Source organism: Bradyrhizobium sp. KB893862 SZCCT0404 (assembly GCF_018130885.1).
In the GTDB taxonomy this organism is placed as follows: domain Bacteria; phylum Pseudomonadota; class Alphaproteobacteria; order Rhizobiales; family Xanthobacteraceae; genus Bradyrhizobium; species Bradyrhizobium stylosanthis.
Genome location: NZ_JAFCLT010000017.1, coordinates 62,209 through 86,764 on the forward strand (window position 1 = coordinate 62,209; position 24,556 = coordinate 86,764).

The 24,556-nt window shown below is 63.1% G+C and carries 12 protein-coding genes (1 of these 12 cut by a window edge); 3 read left to right on the top strand and 9 right to left on the bottom strand.

From position 1 onward, the window contains the following. On the bottom strand, positions 1–8,130 hold the beginning of the coding sequence (locus tag JQ617_RS38090; RefSeq protein ID WP_212030838.1) for an LEPR-XLL domain-containing protein. The gene continues 20,136 nt to the left of window position 1, outside the view; the window shows 8,130 of its 28,266 coding nt (coding positions 1–8,130); it begins with the start codon at positions 8,128–8,130; the stop codon falls past the left edge of the window. Between the two features lie 929 nt (positions 8,131–9,059). Further along, on the bottom strand, positions 9,060–9,425 hold the full coding sequence (locus JQ617_RS38095; protein ID WP_212030839.1) for a helix-turn-helix domain-containing protein: 366 nt from the start codon (positions 9,423–9,425) through the stop codon (positions 9,060–9,062). Positions 9,426–9,977: 552 nt separating this feature from the next. Here JQ617_RS38095 and JQ617_RS38100 point away from each other — a divergent pair. Further along, positions 9,978–10,559 carry a hypothetical protein gene (locus JQ617_RS38100; protein WP_502754915.1) on the top strand — a complete coding sequence of 194 codons (582 nt, stop codon included), beginning with the start codon at positions 9,978–9,980 and terminating at the stop codon, positions 10,557–10,559. 110 nt (positions 10,560–10,669) lie between these two features. Here JQ617_RS38100 and JQ617_RS38105 read toward each other — a convergent pair whose 3' ends face one another. Genes JQ617_RS38105 through JQ617_RS38115 form a run of 3 tightly spaced genes read right to left on the bottom strand, consistent with a single transcriptional unit; the run spans position 10,670 to position 14,313 of the window. After that, positions 10,670–11,227 (bottom strand): hypothetical protein, encoded by a 558-nt coding sequence (locus JQ617_RS38105; protein ID WP_212030840.1) that lies wholly within the window; start codon positions 11,225–11,227, stop codon positions 10,670–10,672. A gap of 5 nt (positions 11,228–11,232) precedes the next feature. After that, entirely contained in the window at positions 11,233–12,591 is a 1,359-nt protein-coding gene (locus JQ617_RS38110) for an HlyD family type I secretion periplasmic adaptor subunit (RefSeq protein WP_212030841.1), read from the bottom strand. Positions 12,592–12,600: 9 nt separating this feature from the next. Beyond that, on the bottom strand, positions 12,601–14,313 hold the full coding sequence (locus tag JQ617_RS38115; protein ID WP_212030842.1) for a type I secretion system permease/ATPase: 1,713 nt from the start codon (positions 14,311–14,313) through the stop codon (positions 12,601–12,603). 1,220 nt (positions 14,314–15,533) lie between these two features. Between JQ617_RS38115 and JQ617_RS38120 the strand changes: the two genes are divergently transcribed. After that, positions 15,534–17,933: a S8 family serine peptidase gene (locus tag JQ617_RS38120; RefSeq protein WP_212030843.1), complete on the top strand. Its 2,400-nt coding sequence runs from the start codon at positions 15,534–15,536 to the stop codon at positions 17,931–17,933. A 78-nt stretch (positions 17,934–18,011) separates the two neighbouring features. On the opposite strand, the gene JQ617_RS38125 is transcribed toward JQ617_RS38120, so the two are convergent. Both JQ617_RS38125 and JQ617_RS38130 read right to left on the bottom strand, forming a co-directional pair. After that, positions 18,012–22,070 (bottom strand): CLIPPER-2 domain-containing protein, encoded by a 4,059-nt coding sequence (locus JQ617_RS38125; protein ID WP_212030844.1) that lies wholly within the window; start codon positions 22,068–22,070, stop codon positions 18,012–18,014. A 765-nt stretch (positions 22,071–22,835) separates the two neighbouring features. After that, positions 22,836–23,300, bottom strand: coding sequence for a hypothetical protein (locus JQ617_RS38130; RefSeq protein WP_212030845.1), 465 nt, complete (start codon positions 23,298–23,300; stop codon positions 22,836–22,838). Positions 23,301–23,510: 210 nt separating this feature from the next. Here JQ617_RS38130 and JQ617_RS38135 point away from each other — a divergent pair, with 210 nt between their 5' ends. After that, complete coding sequence (locus JQ617_RS38135; protein WP_063695020.1) at positions 23,511–23,957, top strand: hypothetical protein; 447 nt, start codon at positions 23,511–23,513, stop codon at positions 23,955–23,957. Between the two features lie 31 nt (positions 23,958–23,988). Here JQ617_RS38135 and JQ617_RS38140 read toward each other — a convergent pair whose 3' ends face one another. Beyond that, positions 23,989–24,207 carry a hypothetical protein gene (locus tag JQ617_RS38140; protein ID WP_212030846.1) on the bottom strand — a complete coding sequence of 73 codons (219 nt, stop codon included), beginning with the start codon at positions 24,205–24,207 and terminating at the stop codon, positions 23,989–23,991. Positions 24,208–24,255: 48 nt separating this feature from the next. Further along, positions 24,256–24,510 (bottom strand): hypothetical protein, encoded by a 255-nt coding sequence (locus JQ617_RS38145; RefSeq protein ID WP_063695025.1) that lies wholly within the window; start codon positions 24,508–24,510, stop codon positions 24,256–24,258. Between the last annotated feature and the right edge of the window lie 46 nt (positions 24,511–24,556).

Genomic DNA, 24,556 nt, shown 5'->3' on the forward strand with positions numbered 1-24,556 from the left:
GGTCAGTGCGTTGCCGAGCGTGGTCTGACTGGGCGCCTTGGTCGAGAACCCACCGGTTCCGTTCAGCGACTGGTACGAGATCGCCGACGTACGATCCTGCGAATTGGATGCCGTGTTGGGATCTGTGCTGCCGTTGGTCAAACCGACGTTGCCGACGATGGATTGGCCGGCGCCGCCCGCGGATGCACCGAAGGAGATCGCGTTGGTGTCGTTGTTGGCGTCATCGAAGGTATTGTACAGCTTGAAGGTCTGGTGATCGCCCGTATCGCGGACGAAATAGCTATTCCCGTCCGTGAGGTTGGTGATTCCTGCCGATCCGCCGTTGTAGTAGGTGACCTTCGAGCCAGTGGTCAGCTTGTTGCCGGCCGCAATCTGGATGGTGCTTGCGCCCAGATTGACGCCACCTGTGCCAAACTTGCCCCCGGTGCCGCTCATGGCGTCGGAAAGCTTGCCGCTGGCATCCGAGCCCTGCTTCGTCGCGTCGCTGTCGGCCGAGGGGCCACTGCCGCCCTTGGCGAGCGAATTCTGCTGTGGCGCGGCGCCGTCGCCGGTGTAGTTGCTGGCCATTTGCGTGCCGACCGACCACACGCTGACGGACGCGGCAAGTCCGATGATGCCGCCTGCACCGCTCGCGGCAATACTGGCGATGTCCTTGATACCGAGTGCATTGACCTTGACGTCACGGTTGGCCGCGACGTTGGCACCGGACTTGATCTCGGCATTGATGCTATTGCGCATCACGCCGATGTCGACGGCACCGGCCATCGCGCCGACACCACCGGCGATACCGCCGGCGAATGTCGCGACCTGGGCGTCATTCGCGGCATTGACCCACACCGACTGGTCGCTGGAGCCGGTGTTGTTCGTCCAGTTGACGTCAGCGTTGTCGATATAGGCGTGCGTCGTACCCGCGAGCGTGGTGACGGTCACACCGCCAGCCAGGCCAATGAAGCCGCCGCCGGCGGCAACGTTGAGATGGAACACGTCCTCATGCGATTCCGCCTCGACCAGAACGCCCTTGACGTTCGCCCTGTCGAAATCGGTCGGGCTCTGGCCGCCGGTCAGGGTGCCGACCATCCCCGTCGCACCGGCGCCATTGCCGCCGGCATGCACGATCGCGTGAGCCGCGGCCGACCCGCTGTCGATGTAAGCCTCGGTCGTCTTGTTCAGGCTGATGACGCCAATCGACGCACCCGCGCCTCCGAGCCCGAAGCCGCCCGCGCCGTCGACAATCGTGATGTCGGTCGCGTCGGTCGAATGCACGACAATGCTACCCCAGGCGTCGGCCGAACCGGCCATCCTCGCGGTGGTCGTGTTGTTGACCACAAGCACGCTGACCGCGCCACCGATGCCGACCGTGGCGCCGGCGATGCCGAAGCCGACCAGCAACATGTCTTCCTTGGCATTGGCATCGACGACGATGTCGCCCGCCAAGGCGTTCACCTGCGAGCCGGCCTCCGTCGAGGCCGTCGTGACGTTGCTGATCACCGTCACGTCGACAGCGGGCGCGACTGCGCCGCCGCCCGAGACGGCTACGGAGGCGGCAACCGCAAGATGGTGCACGTCGCTGGCGGCACTGACGTTGACGTTGCCGGCATTGGCCGTGACCTGCGCGCCCGCGTTGACGGTCGCCGTCGTCGTATCGTTGATCGAGTTCACGACAGCGCTGAGCGCAACTGCCGCGCTGCCGGCGCCGGCGAGGCCGGCTGCCAGGCCGTTGATCTGATCGTAGTTGGTCGAGGTGATCGTGATGCCGGTCTGATCGGTGACGAACGGATCGATCTTGACCTTGCCGCCGAGCATGCTGCTGCTGGTGCTGGGGTTGTTCGGCCGCGCGTTGCCGTCGTCATCCTTCACCGTCGGCGCGTCGGAATTGCTGACCGTCGGCGAGACCACGCGCCCCTGGCCCGCGAGGGTGTCGGCATTGGGCGAGCCATTGATGCTGCCGGTGTCGATCTTGCCCTGCGTCCCGCCGTCGCCTGAGGTGACGGGATCGAGGTGGCCTGTGGCGGCATGGATCGACTGGTTTCCGGAGGCGGATACGATGGCGTTGCTGCCGACGAAGGCTTCCGTATGCTTGTTGGTGACGGTGACGACAGCACCCGCGGTGATCGCGGCGGAGCCGGAGAAGCCCACCACGCCGACGATCGCATTGAGCTCGGTTCGTTCGTCGGCCTGGATGGCGATTGACCCGTCGGCGTGGACGTTACCGGCGCCGGCGCTGGCGATCCCGTCGTCGGGGTCGTCGCCGATGAAGGCGCGCGTGTCGACGTTCAGCACGTTGACCGAAGCATCGACGGTCACGGCGACGTTACCGCTGGCCGAGATGCCGGCGCCGATGGCCGTAATCGTTTCCTTCGAGGTCGCCTGGACGTTGATATTGCCGCCGATCGTCGAGTGCACGCCGGACTCGATGAAGGCGTCGGTGTGCTTGTTGACCACCGCGACCGCCGCACCCGCACCGGCCGCAGCGCCGGCAGACACGGCGAGGTTGCCCGCCACCGACACGAACTTGGTCTGATCGTCGGCATGCACGGAGAGATCGCCGCCGGCATTGACGGTCGCAGACCGGTCGACGAACGCGCGTGTGTCCTCGGTCAGGATGTTGATGACGCCTGCGCCGGCAAACGCGAAGCTTCCGGACGACCCGGCACCGGCCGCGCCGATCGCAGCCTCAGTTTCCGTCGAATGTGCGTTGACGGTGATATTCTTGCCTGCCCCTGCCGACGTCGTCACCGTGGCGCTCTGGCCGATATAGGCTTCAACCGTATCGTTGTGGACGAGGGTCGTGATGGCGGCGCCGGCGCCCACGCTGCTGCCGAAGCCGATGGACCCGGCGACCATCACCATGCTCATGGTGTCGCTGGCGTCGATATTGACGCTTCCGACCTGCGTCACCTGCGCGTTACCGTCGATATAGGCGCGAGTTTGAGTCTTGAGCACCTCGACCGAGGCCGAGGCGGCCACACCAGGTCCGCTCCCGCCGATACCGGCGTTGGCCGACACCGACAGCAGGTCCTCGTTGGAGGTTGCGACGATCGAGGTCTGGCCAGTCGTCGTCACGTGCGCGCTCTGGCCGATATAGGCGCGCGTATCCTTGCTGACGATCGACAGGTCGAGCCCGGCGCCGATACCGGTGCCGCTCACGCCAATGCCGGCCGAGCCGGCAGCCGACTTGATAGTCGTCGTATCCGTGGCCGATACATCGAGGGACGCATTGTGAGAGGCGCCCTGCCCGACGGTCGCGTTGACGTCGACGAACGCCTGCGTCGTGGTGTTATAGACGTTGATGCTGGCCGATCCGGCAAGACCCGGCTTGCTGCTGCCCGCGCTTCCGCCGGCCGCCAGCGCAATCGAGGTCAGCGGGATGTTGACGCTGCTCAGCTTCGAGCTGATGTCACTGGGAAGATCGCTGAAGTCCACATTCAGCGGGTTGACCGTGTGCTGCGAGGTCACCTTCACCGCGCCGGTGCCGTCGACGGTCGCCGCAGTGCCGCCCCCGGCCGGATCGCCAATGCTGGCGGTCGTGTGCGAACCGCCCGGGCCCGTCCCGATGACATTGATCGCGACGGCGACACCGATGCCGGCGCCGCTGCCCGAGAAGCCCGCCGATGCGGCGAGCGCCTGGGTTCGCAGGTCGTGCCGGGCCGTGATGTCGATCTCGCCGGCGCCTCCGTGCAGATGCGATCCATCGCCCGTATAGGCACGCGTTTCGGAGTCCACGACGTTGATCGCGGCAACGCCGGCGATGGCGACATCGCCACCCTTGTTGCCCGCCGCAGAGAGCGCGCGGGACGAGATGTCATTCGTGTCGGGCGTAACCGCCTCGACGGTGATGCCGTTTCCGGTCACGTTGGCACCCGCGCCGATCTTCGCGGTATTCGAGATCGACACGGAATTGAGCGAGAAGGCGGCGGCAATGTTCACGCTGCCGTCCTTGTCGATCGCCGTGGCGTCGCTCTTCGCCTTGGCATCGACATTGTTCAACGCGCTGACCTTCAGCAGGCCGCTTGTCGCCGTCACGACGGCGTTGTCGCCGATCGCCGCGGTGTTGCTGACTGAGACGACGTCGACTGCAACGCTCGCCGCGATGCCGACACTGCTGCCGCCCGTGCCCGATTGGCCGCTCGACTGGCTGTTGGCATCGGAACCGCTGTTCTGCGACGTATTGGTCGTGGGCGCGTTGGTGCTGCTGGTGTTGCTGTTGTTTTGGAGCTGGTCGTCGGTCTTTTCGTTGCCCTTCTTGTCACTCGTGCTGCCGCCCTTGGCGCTCGCGCTGGCGACGACCGTGCTCTCGAAATCGGAGTTGGCGAGAATGGTGACCTGGCTGCCCGTGACGCTGCGATTCACGTCCGCGGTCGTGGCCCAGCCATCGACAACGATGATCGACACACCCGCGCCGATCGCAGCCTTGCTGCCCGCGGCCGCAACCTTTGCCTCGGTCTCGTTGTAATCCGCACTGTGCGTGGCCTGGACCGTGACGGTCCCGCTGCCCGAGAGCGAGCCCGTACCCGAGCCGATATGCGCGATGGACTTGTCATCCAGATCGAGCGCCAATGCGACGGCCGGCGTGACTGAGATTTCGCCCTGCGATCCGCCGTCGACCTTGGTCTTGACCGTGCGGTGCGAATCCGCGGTGACCTCGACGGTCCCGAGATTGGTGCCCGTGAAGCTCGCATTGTCCGCAATCTGCGCCGTGGTGTGGCTCGACAGCAGGAGATTGAGCGCCACCGAGGCGCCCACGCCGACCTTGCCGCCCTCTGCTTCCGAGTCGGCCTTGGCATCGTCGATCTCGGTGTGGATGGCCTTGATCGTGATCGGGCCTCCGTTCACCGTGACCGATCCGCCGGCCACCGACGCTTCGGTATTGTTGTGAACGATGTTGAGGGCAAGAGCACCGGCGACGCTGACCTTGTCGTTGCCGGTCGCGCCCGAATCGGCCTCGGCGACGATCTCGTGCGTCTGGTCTCCCGACACATTGGTCATCGTCGCTTCGATGTCGAGGCCGGTTTGCGCGACAACCGTCGCCGTTCCGGTCGACGCCCGGTTCGTAATGTCGACGACGTTGATCGCAACCGCGGCGGCGATGCCCGCCGCCGAGGCGTCGGTCGCCGTGCCGTCTGCCTTGGTCTTCTTGGCGTCGGTATTTGCCGAGCTCTTCAGCGAGACCCTGCCGCCGGTCGATGTGATGGCCGGCGTCCCGAGGAACAGCGCCTGCGAGGACGTGGTCAGGATGTCGATGGCGACCGCGGCCGCCACCTGGACCTTGGAGTTGCCGCTGCCGCCGGTATCCTTGTCGCCCGTGGATGCATCGGGCGTCTTGCTCTTGCCGGAGGTCTTCGTGGCGTCGCCGCCGTTGTCGCTTTGCGCGCGACTGTTGCCCAGGGACAGCTGGTCGTCGCCCTTCTTGTTGACGTCGCCATCGCTGTCGGAGTCCTTGTCCTTCGCACCGGCCGCGCTGGCGCTGGCCTCGGTGTCGGCCGAAGCCGAACCGATCGCGCTGACTTCGATATCGCCGGACGCGGTGACGCTGCGCGCGATCGATGCGGTCACGGAATCATCGATGACGGCGAGCGCGAGCGAGGCGCCGATAGCCGCGGTGCCGGAACTGGCCGCATCCGCCTTGGCATTGGTCTCTGTCACGATGGCGGTTTGCGTCGCCGTCATCGACAGCTTGCCGGTCAGCGTGAGCAGGCTGCCGGTTCCGATGAACGTCGTGGTGTTGACATTGGCAATTGTGATCGCAACGCTCGGCGACACTGCGACGCCGCCGGAGGACCCCGCCTGCGACGTGGTGGCGATGGTATCGACTGCCGTTGCCGAGAGAGTGAGATCGTGCGCGGACAGCAGGCCCGCGCCGTTCGCGATCCCCGCCACCGTGGTGTCGTTGACGATGTTGAGGGCCACGGCGGCGCCGACGCCGACGTTACCGCTGGTCTCGGACTTGCCCAGCGCCTTGGAGGTATTGCTCAGCGTCGAACTGGACGTCAGCGCAACATCCGCGCCGTGAACGTCCGCCGTGCCGGAACTGACCATCGCGCTCGCGTCGAGAGTCGCGACATTGATTGACAGCGCACCGGCAACAGAGATGCCGGAACCGCTGGCCCCCGCTGTCGCCTCCGCGTCGAGCGTGCTGGTGGGCATCTCGCCCAGCACATTGACGTGCGCGGCCGTAAGGCTCGCCGTGCCGCCGATCGAGCCTGAGCTCGTGCTGTCGACGACCTGGATCGCCACGGCAACGCCGACGGCCGTGCCTGAATTATCGCTCTTGTGCGATCCGTCAGCCGTAGTGGCCACGGTGTGCTTGCCGCTGGCGGTGACCCCGATGACGGTACCGCCGGTGGCGATCACGGAACCGCCGATAATAGAGGCAGTGGTATCGCCGGTGACGACACCGACGGAGACACCGGCGGCGAACGGGAGATCGCCATCGCTGGTCTTCGCCTTGTCGACGGACTTGCCGTCATTGGCCTTGTTGGGATTGGGATCGGCAAGACGCTGCTTGGACTGGTTGGACGAGCTGCCGTCGTCGGAGCCGCCTCCGGTTGCAACGGAGAGCGTCGTCGCGGTACGGTCGCTGGTTGAAGAGAGCGTGACGCCGGCACCCTGCACGGTACCGCCGGTGATGGCGGCCGAGGTGTCGCCCCACAGGACGGTGACGCCGACAGCGGCACCTGTCGCGCCCGCGCCGTTGCCATCCGAGCCGCCCTTGTCGCCGGCCGCGGCGTCATTGACATCGACCTTGTTGTCCGCCGCGATCGTGACCGTGCCGCCGGCAACGATGCTGCCGCCGGTTACCGTGATTTTCGGATCGCTCTTGACGACGGACACCGCCACCGCCGCGTCGGACGTCGAGGCACCGCCGTCCTTGGGGGCGGTCGTCGCGACGATCTTGATGTCGGACGATGCCTTGGCATCGAAGGAGCCGCTCAGATCGAAACTTCCCGCGAGCTTGACTTCGGGATTGTCGATGACCGTGACGACGACGGCCTTGACCGTCGCCGAGGCGGAATTGGTATTCGCCGTGATGTCGTCCTTCACGGTCGCGTCGATGATGGCATCCTTGGCGTGGACGGCCGCGCCGGACTTCACGTCGACCAGCGCATCGCCGAAGCTGAGCACGGCGGTACCGGCGAGGCCGTTGCTGAAATAGGTGTCGCCGCTCTCGACGAAGGTGGCGTCGGAATGGGCGAGCAACTGCACCGTCCCGCCGGTGGCGGTCAGGGTCGCGTCGCCAAGCGTGACTTCGCTCTTCGCGTCGGCGAGCAGCCCCTGGAACAATCCGCCCGTGCTCTTCGAATCGGCCTTCAGGGTGATGTTCGCAGCGCTGATCACCGAACCCTGGTCGATGGTGACTTTCGAGTCGGATATGACCTCGAACGTGCCGCCCGAATCGGTGACCTGCAGGCCGGAGGAATCGTTCACGATGTCCGACGAGCTGTGCAGCGTGAAGTCATGCCCGCTGAAGGTGCCGCCGTTGCCGCTCAACACGACCTGGTCGTTCGCAAGAGGCAGCGGAAGCTGAATGCCGATCAGCGAGCCGATGTCGATATCCTTGCCGCCGGCGAAGTCGATGTCGATCTTGGTACCGGCGAACCTGGCGTTGAGCACCGACAGGCTGTCGGTATCGACCGTCACCTTGTCGCCGATGAAGTCGATCAGGCTGAGCTTGGAATTGCTCACGCCCAGATCGTCGCGCTTGATGTTCACATCGAGGTCGCTGGCTGCAGTGATCTGGTGTTGTGCAGCGAGCGTCGGCGAGGCATTGCCGTCCAGCCCGGTCGCGTAGAGATTCCAGAAGGCGTTGCCGCTGCTCTCTTCGGCTTTCAGCACGAAGGTCGTCGACGTCAGCGTGCTGACGTAGTTGCTGATATCGGTCGCACTGGTGATGCCGCCGGGGACACTGCCGGGTGCACCATAGGTCAGATCCGCAGACAACAGCAGGCGCGGCTCGATCGCCTCCAGCGTGAAGCTCTGCCGCCGCGGTTTTGCCGCCGGTTTCGCCGCGCCGCCCCAGTGGCGCCTTCTGCTGTCGCGTCCCGGAAGGATTTCGCGAATGACCTTGTCGAGCAGGGTTTCGAACGCGGAGCGCTTGTGAGCTTCCTTGTTCCAGCGCCAGGCTATACCCATCGGAATGCCCCATCAAAAAAATGGACCGAACGGCGTGCAGCAAATTGACGTACGCGAAGACGCTCAAGCACAGACGCGCTTGAGTAGAAGGATTAGCGATGTCTACCGGGGAGAGCCTGACCGCTTGTGCCTTCAACAGCACGCGGCAGGAGATGAGCTAAATGCAAAACATCTAAGGTGCTAAAATCTTTTTTCATTGCAGCGCCTCCTTCGAACGTCGAGTTGGCGACTTAATCGAATTTACGCGGAGTTTAATTCCGCTTAACTACGAAAGTATGACACGACGGTAGCCGCACCACAAGCGCTTTACCACCAGCATTTACTCGCGCAACTGGTGTGGATTGGAGCACTTACTTTCGGTTGCATTCCGAGTTTCGATCAAATCAGGCCTCGCGCAGACAAGGCACATCTGATCAAGCGCTTAGCGAATCGCGGCATCAAAACCGAACGTCGGCCGCACTCGCAAGTTGCAAAACCTCGGCGCGAGAATAACGCACCTGTTATTGCGTTTCGCCACCCGGAACTAAACATTTAATCTGAGTTTATCAGCGCACGGCTCGCGCGATGACGCGTTCGGCGGGGGGGGGGGGGATCACGATCAAGGGCACAACCCGAACACCGGAAGTAGCCTAGTATTGCGCGGAAAGATCATTCAAGCCGGGCGTTGCCTCGGCAGCTTGTTCCGCAGCGCTCCGTGAGCGGGCCTTACGAAGAAGCCTTTGCACGACAGCGCGAGGCGCTTCGATGCAACACGAGTGACGCGGCGGTTGCAGCCTCTATTGAGCTCGCGGGTTCGGCACAAAGGGCCTGTGGTAGCGGCGGATCGTCAGATATCGAGCACGCGGTGCTCGACGCACGGATGGCGCGAGGCTCCTCGCGACGATTGAAGAAGGGAGCCCGGTTCAACCAAACGGCTCCCCCGCCATCCTCTAGTTTTCGCGATCGCGGGCCGAAGAGATCCGGACGTAAAAGCCCTTTGCTTCGATGGCGCGGATCAGCTCCTCGAGGTTCATGTCGTCGGGCCGCCTCGAAAGCTGATCCAGAGGCCCCTGGTCCTGGCTGCTCACGACGTGGACACCGTTCTCGAGAAACTCGGAGCTGACGTTAAGCACCCTTGCCACGGCCTTTATGGTGGCGGGCTTGGGCACCCTGCCGCGCTTTTCCCAATGCCAGATGGCGGGCGGCGTGACGTCAATCCGCCTCGCCAGCTCCGTGATCGTCATCGACTGCTCTTCACGCAGCTGTTTCAAGCGCGATCCGAAGCTGGCGACCGTCTTGCTCTTGGTCTTAGACACTGAAATTCCATTTCTATATGTGAGAATCGGCCTTAACTACCATAAGTGAGCGAGATTACGGTTGCGTTCGATTTCAAGTCAATCATCGCCCCTTCAATTCCGCGTTCGAAACCGGTGCAGCCGGTCGCAACCCCATGCAGTCGGTCAGCCTGACCACCCCCCTTGGGCCGCCGTCCCGCAGGTATGCAAGGCCCGAGCCAGAGCTGCAGAACATGGATTATCGCACAGCATCACGAGTTGTTCCTAACTCATTATATCTACGCCCGCGTGACCAGCCCGACCTGGCGGAGGACGGCCGCTCTGCCGAGCGAAAGGGGCGATGCCGGCCGATTCCGGCCCTGTAAAGCTTCAACGCTGTTAAGTAAACAGGCAAACGGTTTTTGCCGCTCGTTCAACCGATTGATCGGTGCTGACTTCAATGTCACTATGCGCCGGGACAAGCATGTTAAGGGTTTGGCCGGACGGGCTTTTCTTCGCCGCGGCGCTCAACCCGGCAGCGGGGATTGCGTGATCGATCGGTTGGGTTTTTTACGTTGGCGGCGGCCCGGGTTATTGCTCACGGGAGCGCTTTTTGCGTTTGCGGCCCCTTGCGCCGCGCAGACGCCCGGGACCCCACCGGCAGCCGAGCAGAGAGCGGAGGCTCCGAAGCGCATCGAGCATCGCCTGCCTCTGATCGACATCCTCGCGCACATGTCCGGCAAGTGCACCGTCCTCAAGGTCGCGGGGCGCAGCTACGCCTGCAAGGCGGTTGCCTACGCCCACAGCGAAGCCGGGCGCGTCAGCTTCGCAGTCGCCCTCGAGGATCCCGCGGACGATGGCCACGTCGTGTCCTTTTCCGGCGAGAAGGGAAAGCGCTTCGACGATAATTCCTACGAGCTTCCGGTCGATCGGATGCTCCTGAATTCCAAGCACCGGCCGAAGGTCCATGGGCTGCCGGTGCCCGCGGAGGAAGCCTCGACCGGCATCTGCCGGCAGTTCGGCAATTTTGCCGCGCGCCGCGTCTCCAGCGTCAGTTGCACCGCGACGGACTCGCGGGGACAGAGCTACGAGCTGCAGTTCGTGTCGGACGGCTCCCCCATCGGGGTGCGACGCGTCAGGCAGTCGGCCGCTTCGATCGACGACCCTTTCAAATAGTCCTGCAAATAGTCTTGCAAACAGTCCTGCAAATAGTCCTGTAGCGACGCAGGCAGGTTTTCGCGCCGCCCTCGCGAACCCGGACATGCCCGCCGCCATGGCGGGCGTGTTCAATAACAATTCGGAGAGTTGCCCCCGAGCCGGGCACATGCATCCGAATTGGACGCCCGCCACTGAACGACGGCCAATGGGGTCGTCCCCTGACCTTCCGGCGGCGCGGCTCTCAGCCTCTCGGCCTCTTCCGCCAGGATGGCCTTGTGCGTCTTCGCAATCCGGTCGTTTCGTTCGAGCAGCGAGACGTTGCCGGCCGCGACCTGGGCAGCGAGCGCCTTGCGCAGCATATTCTCGCGGTCGAGCAGCTCCGGAAACCGCAGGCCCGGCCGAACCGAGAGCTCGGTTGCCTTCACGATACAATCGGCGCGCGGCACCGCCTGCGCGATCTGGTCGGGAAATCCGTTGCGGCAATCCGCGAGCGCGTCGGCCAAATTGACGGACGACTCCTCCGCCTCGCTCTGAAGCGCAAGTCGCGTTCCTCCGCAGCCCGCAAGCAGGCTGAACAGGAGCGCAACAACGGCATTACGCATCGTAATGCCGTCTTTACCGCGTCGGCGCCGCGGGTTGACGGTCGCCTCACCGCCATCCGCGCGAGCACGCTCGAACGGGCCCATGCGTCCTATTTCTGGCGGAAGGAGTGATTGAACGACATGATCAACGGACCAACCAGATATTCAAATGCCGTGCGCTGGACGGTCGGGATCATGACGGTTGCAGGCATTCCCGGATAGAGCTTGATGTTCGGCATGGCCGCGAGCTCGTCCTGATCGATCCGGACGAAGGCCGTGTAGTACGGATTGTTGGTCTTGGGGTCGACCAGGCGATCTGCCGAAATCTGGATGACGTCGCCGTGAATGATCGGGACGATCCGCTGCTTGTAGGCCGTCAGGTGGACTTCCGCACGCGTGTTGGGATGCACGTCGCTGATGTCCTCGACCGCCACCTGCGCTTCGATCGTCAGCCCGTCCTGTTCGGGGACGATGTCCAGGATCTTGTCACCGCGCTGGATGACACCGCCGACGGAAAAGACGTTGAGGCCGACGACCTGGCCGCTGTAGGGAGCGCGGATCTCCATGCGTCCGAGCACGGCCTTGGCGTTCATGGCTTTCGGGATGACCTCCAGGATCTTCGCCTGGGTGTCCCTGAGGTCCTTGGTCACGTCGGTCATCCGATCATTGTCGAGCTGCGCCACTTGCTGCTCTTGCTCGGCAATCGCCTGGCGCGCCTTGGCAATGTTGGCGTTGCTATCCGCGATCTGGCCTTCGAGGCCGTAGGCGGTCCGCTCCAGTTGCAGAATGCGCGGCCGCGCGATCAGGCCGCGCTCGACCAGAGGCGCGATATCCTTTGCCTCGCTGTGAACCGAATTGATCTGATCGGTGAATGATTTCACTTGCGCCTGGGAGCCGACGATCTGCGAGCCGAGCTGATTGATCTTCTCGCGGATGACGCTGCGCTGTCCCTCCAGCGCGGCCCGGCGGCTCTCGAACTGGCTGACCTGCCCGTTCCAGACGCTCTTGAGATAGGGGTCTTCGGACCGCGCCTTCAGATCCGACGGCATCACGAGCTCGGAGCCGTGATCGAGCTCGGTCAGAAGACGAACCTCCGTCGCACGAAGCACGACCCATTGCTGTGTCAGAACTTCGTATTCGGCGCGCGCCTGGGTTTCGTCGAGCACGATCAGCAGGTCGCCGAAACGGACCCTGTCGCCCTCCCTCACCCGCAGCTCCTTCACGATGCCGCCGTCGAGGTGCTGCACGCTCTTGCGATTGCCTTCCACCTTGACGACCGCGTTCGCCACCACGGCGCCGTTGAGCGGCGCGGTCAGAGCCCACGCACCGATCCCGCCGAAGAACACGGCGACAATCGCCCAGCCGGCGAAAGCAATCCGCTTGATCGAGTCGCTCGGCGCGCCCGCGGAACGACCGGACTGGCTACCAGCGGCTGCGAGATTCCTGGGTGTCCCATCGAGAACGGTCATTGCGCGAACCTAACTGCCGGAGCCCTGGACGGCATGCATGGGCACGGGACGGGTCAGACGTGCCATGATCTCGGCCCGCGGCCCGAACATTTCGGCGACGCCGTCCCTGAGTACGAGAATCTTGTCGACGACGCCGATGGTCGCCGGCCGATGCGAGACGATGACGACCGTTGCTCCGCGCTTCTTCAATTGCACGACGCAGTCTGCCAGCGCGACATCGCCCTCGGCGTCAAGGTTCGAGCTGGGCTCGTCGAGCACGACCAAACTCGGGCCGCCATAGACGGCGCGCGCGAGGCCAATCCGCTGACGGAAGCCGCCGGACAGAATGGCACCGCCTTCTCCGACCTGGGTGTCGTATCCGCCGGGAAGCCTCAGGATCATCTCGTGCACGCCGGCGAGCTGCGCGGCAAGAATGACCTCGCCGTCGCTCCCCTCGTCAAAGCGGCCGATATTGGCGGCGATCGTGTCCGAGAACAGCTCGATATCCTGCGGCAGGTAGCCGACATGGTCGCCGATCGCCCGCTTGACCCAGGTCGAGACGTCGGCCCCATCCAGTCGCACGGCGCCGGCAGACGGCGTCAGCACGCCCACGAGCTGGCGCGACAGGGTCGACTTGCCGGCGCCGGATGGTCCGATGACGCCGAGCACCTCCCCGGCCTCCACCGCAAAGGTCACGCCTCGCAGGATCGGCTTGGCGCTCCCTTGCGGAACGAAGGTGAGCGCTTCGACCGAGACGCGCCCCTTGGGCTTGGGCAGCGTGAGGCCGGCCTCGAGCAGAGGATGCGCCGTCAGCAGTTCGCGAATGCGCAGGAATGCAGCACGTGCCGACACGAGGCCCCGCCAGGATCCCACGATCTGCTCGACCGGCTGCAGCGCGCGGCCGAGCAGAATGCTGGCCGCAAACATCGATCCGACGGTCGTGACCCGCTCGATCACGAGGTAGGCGCCGAGCCCCAGAATGAGCGATTGCATGGCGAGGCGCAGGAAGCGGATCAGGCTCTGGATCGCGGCGGCGCGGTCGCTCGCTGCGACCTGGCGCTCGAGCATCCGGTCGCGATCGCGACTCCAGCGCCGCAGCAGGCCGCCGGTCATGCCCATCGCACGCACGACCTCGGTGTTGCGCAGGCTCATTTCCGTAAAGCTGTAGCTGCGCGCGGCGGCTTCGTTCGATTCCGTGAGCGGCAGCTTGACCAGCCACTCGCTCAGGAGTGCCATCAGCACCAGGATGACCGAACAGCCCAGCGCAAAGGCTCCGAGGAACGGATGCAGCGCAAAGATCACCGCGATGTAGATCGGGGCCCAGGGCAGATCGAAGATGGCGTGGATGCCCGTCCCGGTGACGAATTGGCGAAACGTATCGAAATCGCGGAGCGCCTGGCTGCGGGCGCCGCCCGCGCCGGCCGAACGATCGATGATCGCCGTCATCACCCGCGAGGCGATCTTCCGGTCAAGACGGACGCTGGCGCGGGTCAGTACCCTGCCACGAACCGCGTCCAGCCCCGCAAGCGCCATGAACGCCAGCAGCAGCGCGATCGTGAGCATCAGCAGCGTGATCTCGCTCGCGCTGGAGATCACGCGGTCATAAACCTGCAGCATGTAGAGCGGGCCGGCGAGGTACAGCAGGTTAATGGCGAGGCTGAAGACGCCCGCCGTCACGAAATAGCCCTGGCATGTCTGCAGCAGGCGCCGGAGTTCATCCGGCCTTCTGAAAGGCGCACTCACGCAATTCGGCGGGACCCCCGCCCCTCTAATGAAAAGCCCGCCGGAGCGACAACGCCCTGGCCGAATTAAAAAGCCTGCCGACAGTCGTTACAATTCTCGTCAAATCGAGAACGATGATTAGCACAATCCCCGGACGCAGCGAAATCAATCCTCGCCGAAAAGGTAAAGGCCCCCGTAGAGCTACGGATTTTCTCCGAGTTAAGGGATTTATCTCGCATGAAACGTACTTAAATCCGCCCAGGCGCGGCGGCAGCGAGATGTACGCGGACGCACGGCCGGGCACGGGTTCGCGTTCTCGCGGCGCAACATGCCCGAGCTTGACCTTGGAACTGCCCTTTCCGCAAGTAAGGGCGCAGGGAAGGCCGGGCGCCCGCCGGCACCCGCAGCCCCGTGTGCAAGGACATGCGCACGGGTGGGTCACAGGTGAAGCCGGCACTCCGCCTTCCCTGCGCGGATGGTTTTAACGGTTTCCTTCGCGCTCTCCCCGGGGAGACGAGCTCTATTGCCCCCGTCACCTGGCGGATATGGAGCGCTCGCGCCGGTTGACGCGAAACGCATCCGCCAGGCTTGGCGCCAGACTTCGGGCGCCAGGACCACACGACTTCTCCGTCCGCGCACATCTCCACTGGGCGCGCCGCAAGGACCATGTGAAGACGCTTTCGGCGCCGTGTCGTTGCGCGCGCCATTGCCGCTCACGGAAGCATTCCCGCCCTGCGACCCTGCCCGCGCCGACGCCGTCGCGTCCACCGCATCCCGGCCCCCGTCTCGTGACGATCGCGATACGCCCCTGTTGATGGGCCAGGATGGCAACGTCTATAGCTCTCTTCGCAATTTCTGTCAATCCGAATATTTGAAAATTACGAATACGACTCCGGCAACGGCCAACCCCTCTTCCCGCCGGAAGGGCATCGGATCCGGCAGGGCGAGATCATGTGCGCGGAGAAACGACGCTCCGTCCCGGAACGGCATCATCGCCATCGTCACCGTGCCGGCCGGACGATTTCACCGCCCCAGTAAACAGGCGACATAAACGAACGTCAAAAATTTACGCACGATTAAATCGATGCGGAAAATTGGAACGCGCCCATCAGGGCTTTGGAACCACTGTTCCCCGTTTAACGACCGAATTTACTCGCCTTTAATTCGCGACGCCGTCCGATCCCCGCAGCAACGCGCGACGTAACGCGCGTTTTCTTCCGTCGCACATGCAAGGAGATTCGATGGCGAAGCGGGGCGCGAATGATCAGCACGGGAATTTCTCCGAAGCGAACGCAAATGCTGTGGAATGGGAATTCGCCGGACTGAACATCGCTTCTTCTCGCTCCCTCGAGCGCGAGGATCCGGCAGCGCTCACATCGGTACGATCAATCGATTCAAATTGGGACTATCCTGTCACCGACGGCGCCGGACCCGACGCATTTGCGAAGAGAGCGGGAGGAACAACGGGCGGTGGAACCACATCCACAAGCGGCTCCGGTACGAGCGGCTCCGGCACAACCACCTCAGGGTCCGGTCCGACGACGTCCGGCGGGACCACCGGGCAGGGAACGACGACGTTCGTCACTCACGACATTCCAGTTCACTGGCAGACACTCAATCCGCCGACCGGAGATTCGGCGCCGCCGACGGACACCTACTATATCCAGCAGTGGGGCTTAACCAGCGCCACGGGCGGGATCGATGTCGTCAAGGCCTGGCAGAACTATACGGGTCTTGGTGTCAAGATTGGCGTCATTGACGACGGCTTCGACTACAAGCACAGCGACATCAATCCAAACTATTTGTTCAATCTGGACTACGACGCCATTACGGCCGGCGCAGATGCCTTCGGCGACCCCGTTGCGGACAAGCATGGCACGACCGTCATGGGAGTCATTGGCGCTGCGGACAATGGTACGGGCGTCGTGGGTGTCGCTCACGATGCCAGCATGGCTGGGTTCCGGATCGGATACGGCGCAAACGGTAGCGCCAGCCAGATCGCCGACGCATTCAACCATATTCTCGCGAGCGGCATGGATGTGGTGAATGCCAGTTGGGGATATCCCACCGCCTACTCGGACAATTTCCTCTCGACAGCGTTCGCGGCAACGAAGAGCGCTATCCAGAACGACGTGGCCATGGGTCGCGGCGGCCTGGGAATCGACATCATCTTTGCCGCCGGAAACGGCAGCCTGGGCGACAACGTCAACTATCACAACTTCCAGAACAATCCTTTCGTCATTACCGTCGCAGCAACCGATTCATCGGGACACATCACCAGCTATAGCAGCCCGGGCGCGGCCATCCTGGTATCTGCACCGGGGACCGCGAAGACCGACGATCGCGTCGGGACGACCGGCTATTCGACCGGGGACTACATCAACAATTCCGGAACATCCTATGCTGCCCCGTACGTCTCGGGCGTCGTGGCGTTGATGCTCCAGGCCAATCCGAACCTCGGGTTTTGGGACGTCCAGGAAATCCTGGCCTACTCGGCCAGAAACACCGATGCCGCGAGTGCAAGCTGGCAGACAAACGGTGCGCACAACTGGAATGGCGGCGGTCTGCATTTCAGCGAAAATTACGGCTTCGGTCTGGTCGACGCCACGGCGGCCGTGAGACTTGCCGAAAGTTGGCAGTATCAGACGACCTATTCGAACATGTCCACCGAAGCTGCAAGCCGAACGGATAACCTCTCGATTCCCGACGGCACGGGCAGCCTGAAAAGCCAGATCACGTTTGCGTCCTCCCTCGACATCAACAAGATGGTGATCGACCTCGACATCTCGCATCTTCACGTGAGCGATTTGACCGTCACCCTGACGTCGCCGGGCGGCACGACGGCAACTCTCGTCTCGCACCCGGCGAATGGCACGGGCACCGGTATCGTATTCGAAGCGACGGCAAATAGTTTCTGGGGTGAAGACGCCAAGGGTGTTTGGACATTGAGCGTGTCGGACAATGTCGCCGGCAACACGGGCACCCTCAACAACTGGTCCCTGACGGCAATGGGATCGGCATCATCGACACCCACGACCTATGTATACACGGATGAATTCGCGAGCGCGACCAGCCCCGGCAACCAGACTCTCACAGACGCCAGCGGCAATGCGACGATCAATACGGCCGCTGTGACGACGGGATCATATCTCGACCTGCATGCCGGCGCGGTCGACACGATCGCCGGAAAGACGCTTCAGATCGCCGCGGGCACGCTCATCAAGAACGTCTGGGCTGGTGACGGGAACGACACGATCATTGCCAACGATGCGGGCAACACGATCCAGGGCGGCCGGGGCAACGATACCATCGTCGCGGGCGGCGGCAAGGACATCATCGCCGGTGGTGCTGGAAGTGATGTCTTTGCGTGGAAGGCCCTGGCCGCCACGTTCGACGTGATCACCGACTTCGCCGCGGGCCAGGACGTCATCGATCTGAATGTGCTGCTGACGTCGGTGGGCTACAAGGGAGCCGATGCGGTCGCCGACAAATGGGTCGCTCTGGTTTCCGACGGAGCTGGAGGAACCTATCTGCAGATCGATCAGCACAACGGACTGTCGCCGGTAACGGTTGTCGACCTCGCCGGCATACAACCTGCATCGCTGCATCAGGGAAGCAGTTTCGGCCTGCTCACCGCGTAGGCCGGCGGCCCCGACACGCGTTGTTCAAATACCCTGCAACATTCTGCTGCAGGGTATTTCTGGCGAAGCAATCGCCCGCTATGCGAGGTGCCACTCCACACCGGTGACGTTCTGGTTGGCCAGGATTCCCCAGAACACGTCCGGCTTGTTCTGGAACACGTCGACGGGCGTTCCCCCGATGCTGCTTTCCCAACCAATCAACGATCCATCCTGGCTCGTGACGAAGCCCTGAGTTCCGCCCGACAGCCCGTGATTGTAGGCCGCAAGCGCGTTCTTCAGTCCCTCGCCGTTGGCATAGACGGTGTCCTTGGTGTCGCCGTCATGATTGACATCGAAGCCGAAGGTCGACTCGGAGAACATCAGGACCTTGGTCTGCCAGGCAGGATCGCTGGACGACAACGCAGGAGCGCCGAGAGTGATCGCGCCGCCCTTGAGCGTGTAGTCGCTCCCCCAGGAGTCGGAGATGACCTCCGGAGCCGGGCCTTTGTTGTTGGCCGCAACCGTATCGATGTTGCTCTTGGAGTTGCCCATCGGCCCCTGCCCCAGCAACCAGTCGACCGCTTCGCTAATGAGTCCGTTCGGCGACGTGTCATGGCCGTACATGACGTAGTCCTGATACTCATTGAGTTGAGCGGCAACCGCCTGGCCCGCAAGAATGATGCGGGCATCGCCGACAACTGAGCTGTTCGTCAGCGCCTGAGCAGAGGCAAGATCAAGGAAGAGGTGATGAGCCGAACCATCGCCGGTCACGAGACCATCGTGGTTCAGGTCACCCATCAGCAGGCCGGAGTCGCCTCCTCCATTGTTGTTGCCGGAGACCAGGCCAAGGCCGCTCGCGGCCCCCTTGGTTGCGACAGTGCTTTGCGTGATCGAGCCGTCCTTGTTCCAATCGGTCGTGATGCCAGGCGGGTTGACGCCAAAGCTGTTGATCTCCGCTCCGGCGCCCTTCTCGTCACCATTGACGACATCCCACAGCGTGGCATGCGTCGCCCAGTAACCCTTGGTCAAACCTTCCACCGCTCGACCCAGCCCGGTGTAACTGCTGCCGTCTTTCGCGCAAACAGGCACGGTGTCGCCGCAACTGTCCGTAACATCAGCAGTCGTCGCCGTCGCAAGGTTTGAATAGATCCCGCCGGGAAGCGACGATGTGTCGATAGCCGAGCCCGTCGCCTTGAAATGCCACGTCTCGCCCTGATCGAGCACGCCATCGTGGTCGGTATCACCGGTGTTGTATCCGGTGTACTGACCCGAGGTAATCAGCACGCCCGTAATGCTCTGACTGGGATTGTCGCTGACGCTCACGCCCGTCAGATCGACGTTGCCGTCATTGTAGACGTCGTAGGTCCAGGTGATCGCCTGGCCCTGCAGCAAGGTCGGGCCGTCGCTCCCGTTGGTCAGCTTGGTGAGCGTGATGTGCGGAGCGATGCCGAAGTAGCTGACGGTGTCCTTGACGTCGAGCGCCGCGGTGTTGGTCTTGTCGGCGGTCTGCCCGAGACTGTCGGTAAAGCTCGCCGTGGCTTCCGCCGTATTGCTCTGGGTACCCTTGGCCCACGTTCCAACGGCCGTATAGACCCAAACATCGCCCTGATCGAAGCTGAGGTCTCCGGCACCGGTGCTCAACGTTTGCGACAGGGTCAACGTGAGACCCGACAGATCGGTGACCAGCAGATTGTCCAGCGTGACATTGCCGGTGTTGGTCACCGCGATCACGTAGTTCACGTCGCCTGACAGCAGTTTGGGAACGGTGGTGTCGCTGCCCTTGCCGAACGGACCGAACGTTCCGTCTTCGCAGACGATGTACTTGTCGATGCTCATGCTCGGCGCCGCGCCGAAATAGTTGGCGTCGTCGTGCGCTGTCGGCGTAGCGGTGTTGCCGCAGTCGTCAGTCACTGTCCCGGCAATCACCGAAGCCGTATCCGACTCCTGCCCCTTCGCGACGGTGGTCTTGTACGTGTCCGACGTCGCCGTCTGGCCCGCCGCAATATCGACGGTCTGGAGACCCGCGAACTTGAAATCGATACCGGTGTTGTCGCTCACGTCGACGCCGTCGAGCGACAGATTGGCGTCGGTCGTGTTCGTGACGAGAACCTGGTACCAGACGTCCGACCCGACCAGCACCAGTTTCTGTCCTGCCACGGTGTCGGCGTCGAGCCAGGTCGTACCATGGTCGAAAGAAACCTGCTTTTCGATTGACACCCCGGCCGTCGCGCCGAAGTAGGAATTCGTCTCCGATTCGGCAGAGGGTGCAGGGTTGGCGCCACTGCTGGTGCCGGAGGCATCAGCAATGTTGCTGTAGTCGCCGGCCGTCGCGGCCCCCTTCACGGTGAAGGTCCACGTCTCGCCGTCGCTCAAGGTTTTGTCACTGCCCACATCGCCGAAGTTCGTATCGACGGTGTAACCCAGCGCTGCAAGGTCGCCGTTCGGATCCAGCTGGCCGTTGCCGTAGATGGTAACCGTTATGCCCAATGGATGCGCGGCATCCGTAATCGTGTCGGTGAGCGTGACGTTCGTCACCGGGGGACCGGCCGGGCTGTCCACTGGGTTGGTCAGCGTGTACACCCATTCGATCGGGCTGCCGCTCAGAATGGTGCCGCCTGCGCCGATGCTGTGCTCCGGTTGCCCCTGATCGTCGAGGCACAGGGTATCCTTCGTGAGCGTGAGATCGACGGTCTCGACGGGGCCACCAGATACATAGCTCGACGGATCCTGAGCCGTGAACACCTGGCCCTGATATGTGCCCGAGGCGGTACCGACGTTCGTATATACGCCGCCGGGAAGGAGCGAGGTGTCAACCACCGTACCGGTCGCGGTAAAGACCCACACCTCGCCCGGGTCAAGAATTGCATCATTGTTCCCGAGCACGACGTGGTCGAACGTCGGTGTCACGCCCAGGTGATCGTCGGTGACGGTCACGTTGGACAGAGCGACATTACCGGTATTCGTCACCGTGTAGGTCCAGACCACCGGGTCATTGATGGTGAGCGTCACGCCGTCGCCGTCGGCGATGCCGCCGGGTCCATCGCCCGTGATCTTGTTGATGCTTATCGCGCCATTCGCGGTTGCTCGATACGACCATTCCTCGAAAGTGCCGTCGACACGCTCGCCGTCCACGCCGCCAAACGCCGAGTACAGGTATATGTAGGAGCTGTTGCTGATACCGGCGAACAACTCGTTCGGGACCAGGAAGGTGTAGTCCGGATGGCCATTGCCCGACGAAAGATCGTTCAGCTTGAGCGTGACATCGCCGTCCGAGCCCGCATCCATGTCCCATATCGGGGTTGCGCTTCCACCGAAGGCCGTGTTGCCACCGCCGAGCGCGGTGATCGGATCGTAGCTCTTCAGCGTTGCGCTGCCTGACCAATAGAGCTTGAGGACGTCGAGGGAGATCAGATTGTTGACGTTCTCGCCGAGATCGAGGCGGAATTCCCGATAGAGGTGCCCGTCAACCGAGACGACAGCCATCTGCCCGAGCTGCACCGAGTGCGTGAAATTTCCGGCGACCTGATCGAACTGGAAATCCTGCGCACCGGTACTGGGCTTGGTGTCACCGTCGGTGTTGTAACCCTGCTCGGTACCGCCATTTCCACTGTTATGAATTCGCAGGAACGACGGGAATATGCCGGTGCCGGACGAAGGCGTTGATCCCTGGAGAATCTGCTCGATATGCACTCCGTTGACCTCAGCGGTCGATTGGACAGCCGAAAGATCGACTTGGGTATCGAACGAGATGTTTGTCGTCGGGGTGCCATTGGAGTCGGTGAATGAGGTCGTGACCATCACCCCCGCGGTCTCGTCGGTGGCGCGCAGCACAAACGACTCGCCGGCAGCATCCAGGCCGACGCTCCAGGAGGTCTGGACAACACCGTTGGCAACACCGTCGAGATCGCCGGCGCCGCCATCCCTGACGGTCCATGGCGCATTGGTGCCGGAGATGGGATCTCCATCCACGTCGAGAACTTCGAAGGTGACCACGTCGCCGATGCCGACATTTGCGGTGAAATACGCGGTCGATCCCGGCGCGTAGTCGGGCTGATCAGTGCTGACGGAGGTGGCGGCGAGCGTCGGATCGGCAATGATTTGAAAGTCATCGACAAGAACGTACATGCCGATTGCCGGGTCGTACTTGTAGGATGCCATGACTTAACCCTCCAAAAAAAATCGCAACAAAAAAACTTCCGAAGCTGCGTGGGAGGAAGCCGGAATGCCACCTTCGGTTGCGCATTAAAAAAGACCGGATCACGCGAATAAGCGTGCCGGCCTACGCAGACCTACGTCGGCAAAAATCAATCAAAACAGCCTCTGCCCAAACAAGCCCAACCGGGAAATTTAAGCAATTATTTACGATTAAGGCAATGATTTATTGAGTAAATATTATTGGCTTACCACACACAAATTCGGGAAGATTTGGGACGACCGCGCCACGCAGGTTGGACGATCGCGCCACGCAGGTTGGTGGATACCTTCAACCGTTCGATGATTGGCGGGGTTCTCAGACCGTAATTACGGACGCTGACTGCTCCGCGGACGCAATCCGGGATTGCGCCGCCCCCTGAAGCTCCCAGGCCCGCTGCAGTCGCTCCGGCTTGGTCTCCTTCAGCAGTCTTCCCCAAGCCGCACTGAAGGCCTTGACTGCCGTGTCCCTGTCCTGTGCTGCGCCGCTCGCCCAGGCCGGCAGGCCCATTGGAATCAGGATGAACCACTCCCACGACCGATCGGGCCTCCCGGCGTCGGCCGCATGACGGATCCTGCCGATCTCCTGGCCTTGCGAGCGGACCGCATAGTGGTCCGGGATGTCAGGCCATTTCGGCCGAATGCTGAGCGTGATGGCGTTATTTATCATCGTAAATGCTTGCAACAATGGAGTTTATGTAGCGCGGCGCCAACGCGCCGCGGAGGTGACGGCTAGCTCTTGGGTATCGGCCGCTGCGCCAACAGCGCGTCGGCGCTCTTCATGAGCCCTCCGGCGAGCTGCTTGGCGGCATCCGGCGAGAACGCGTAGCCGGCCTGTCGTTCCAGCCGGTGATTGAGGATGAACAGCACGAGGCCGCGGCCGCTGGTGTCCGCGGAAATCGTGCAGTTCTTCGGGATCTCGAACCGCACCTCGCTGGCCTTGTCGACCGCAACCGGCTTGACCGGCGCCGCGCCGTCCGCATCGGGAGCGGCTGTTTCGGCTGGCCCGCCGCCGTTCAAGACTCCCGGCTGCGCACCGCCCCGCACCTTCGTCAGCACAGCGATCAGGTCGTCGACGCAGTCGACGCCGAATCTCAGCTCCAGCGCGCCGGTATATTTGCCCGTGGTCTGGACGATGACTTCCTTCTCGTCATCCGACATGTTGGCGGAGCTCACCGCCGCAATCCTGATCGCCATTAGCCCCGTGTCCCGCAATCTGGTCGGGGCCTCGCCGGCCCCTGTTGCCCAATTCCGCGCCGACTATACCGCGAGCGCCGGCCGGGGATAGCACCTCCGCCGGTCGCCCGAAGATGACGGGGCACATCGCCCCGGACGCATCCGTCTTGCCGCTTACGTACGAGCGACCTAGGATAAAGCCATGTTACGGTCAACTCGCATTGCAGCACGATGAATATCAATCCCGCGCCCCGGATCATTGCAGAGCTGCGGCCGAAGTACGAGATCAAGATCGACCTCGACGAGCGATGCTTCCTGTTTCCGGCAGGCAAGTCGGTCAGCCAGCTGCTGTTGCAGTCCGACGGCCACACCATCCTTGTCGACGCCGTGTATCCGTTCAACCAGACGCGCACGCCGCCCCGGCTGGTCGCGCTCGATCTCGACGATGCCAGGGAGTTCGGGCGGCGCCTGGTCGAGGCGGTCCACACCGCCCGCACCCAGCTCGTGGGCACGAACGGCATCAGGATATCCATCAACGTGATCGCCAATGGATACCACCTCCAGTTCGGCGACATGAACGCGGCCACCGAACTGTTCCTCGGCACCGGCTGCATCTGGCGCGTCTGCCAGGGTCTGCTCCGGATCGTCGATCTCATCGCGCCGATCGAGTCCAACTGAGGCGGCGCCGGCGCGGGCGACGACGGCCGCTTCAGGACGCGGTTTCCACCAGCGGTTCCAGATAACTGCGATGAAGCGTCTGCGGATGCTTGTGTCCGTCCAGAATGACCCGCAGCGCGTTCTTGGTGTGAGCAAAGCCGACCACGCGCCCGGTCCGTCCTTCCAGGCGCTTGCTGTGCTTGCCGAGGGATTTCACGCGGAAGCGGCTGCCGACCGCAAGGTCCAGCAAGATCGCGGCGTTCTCATTCATGGCGATCAACTCATCATCAATCTCTTCCGGATCGGATCACGCGGCCGGCTACATGCTTCGCTTCTTCGCAAGACCAGCGCAAAGGCGGCGATCCTCTTCCGACATGCCCTGCGGCGTCTCTCCATCCCTGAAATAGGCCAGGATATGCGCAAGCCGGGCCGCATGCTCAACGGTGCTTCGCCTCTTCGCGCGCTGCCAGGCCGTGCGCTGGTGCCCGCTCATCGCGAGCTTCGCGGCAGTTTGCACCTCCATGGACAACACCGAGATCAGCGTGTCGCGATCGACATCGACGAGCGAATTCAACAAGGCCTCTACGTCACGCATTCAGTTCAGTCCACCTCCCGTTGGC